Below are 1,648 nucleotides of genomic sequence, written 5' to 3'. Positions count from 1 at the left end.
TTACCTGAAGCTTAGAAGCTTTTCTTGGAAGCATGGCATCAACCACTTCGTCACCTAAAAGGTAACTCGTCATCAGCTCTCGGCCTTAAGATCCCGGATTTACCTAAGATCTCAGCCTACCACCTTAAACTTGGACAACCAACGCCAAGCTGGCCTAGCCTTCTCCGTCCCTCCATCGCAATAACCAGAAGTACAGGAATATTAACCTGTTTTCCATCGACTACGCTTTTCAGCCTCGCCTTAGGGACCGACTAACCCTGCGTCGATTAACGTTGCGCAGGAAACCTTGGTCTTTCGGCGTGGGTGTTTTTCACACCCATTGTCGTTACTCATGTCAGCATTCGCACTTCTGATACCTCCAGCAAGCTTCTCAACTCACCTTCACAGGCTTACAGAACGCTCCTCTACCGCATCACTTACGTGATACCCGTAGCTTCGGTGTATGGTTTGAGCCCCGTTACATCTTCCGCGCAGGCCGACTCGACTAGTGAGCTATTACGCTTTCTTTAAAGGGTGGCTGCTTCTAAGCCAACCTCCTAGCTGTCTAAGCCTTCCCACATCGTTTCCCACTTAACCATAACTTTGGGACCTTAGCTGACGGTCTGGGTTGTTTCCCTTTTCACGACGGACGTTAGCACCCGCCGTGTGTCTCCCATGCTCGGCACTTGTAGGTATTCGGAGTTTGCATCGGTTTGGTAAGTCGGGATGACCCCCTAGCCGAAACAGTGCTCTACCCCCTACAGTGATACATGAGGCGCTACCTAAATAGCTTTCGAGGAGAACCAGCTATCTCCGAGCTTGATTAGCCTTTCACTCCGATCCACAGGTCATCCGCTAACTTTTCAACGGTAGTCGGTTCGGTCCTCCAGTTAGTGTTACCCAACCTTCAACCTGCCCATGGATAGATCGCCCGGTTTCGGGTCTATTCCCAGCGACTAGACGCCCTATTAAGACTCGCTTTCGCTACGCCTCCCCTATTCGGTTAAGCTCGCCACTGAAAATAAGTCGCTGACCCATTATACAAAAGGTACGCAGTCACCTAACAAAGTAGGCTCCCACTGCTTGTACGCATACGGTTTCAGGATCTATTTCACTCCCCTCTCCGGGGTTCTTTTCGCCTTTCCCTCACGGTACTAGTTCACTATCGGTCAGTCAGTAGTATTTAGCCTTGGAGGATGGTCCCCCCATATTCAGACAAAGTTTCTCGTGCTCCGTCCTACTCGATTTCATGACTAAGAGATTTTCGCGTACAGGGCTATCACCCACTATGGCCGCACTTTCCAGAGCGTTCCGCTAATCTCAAAGCCACTTAAGGGCTAGTCCCCGTTCGCTCGCCACTACTAAGGGAATCTCGGTTGATTTCTTTTCCTCAGGGTACTTAGATGTTTCAGTTCCCCTGGTTCGCCTCTTGCACCTATGTATTCAGTACAAGATAACCATCTTATGATGGCTGGGTTCCCCCATTCAGACATCTCCGGATCAAAGTCTGTTTGCCGACTCCCCGAAGCTTTTCGCAGGCTACCACGTCTTTCATCGCCTCTGACTGCCAAGGCATCCACCGTATGCGCTTCTTCACTTGACCATATAACCCCAAGCAATCTGGTTATACTGTGAAGACGACATTCGCCGAAAATTCGAATTTCTCAAC

The 1,648-nt window shown here is 50.1% G+C and carries 1 rRNA gene (running past one end of the window); it reads right to left on the bottom strand.

What is annotated here, in order from left to right:
• Positions 1-1,582: ribosomal RNA gene (locus tag AC3WP7_RS29980) — 23S ribosomal RNA — on the bottom strand (it extends 1,258 nt beyond the left edge of the window).
• Between the last annotated feature and the right edge of the window lie 66 nt (positions 1,583-1,648).

This window comes from Pseudomonas sp. FW305-3-2-15-C-LB1, from assembly GCF_058787615.1.
Note: the sequence above shows the minus strand (reverse complement) of the source record. Positions and strands in the feature narration are given on the sequence as shown.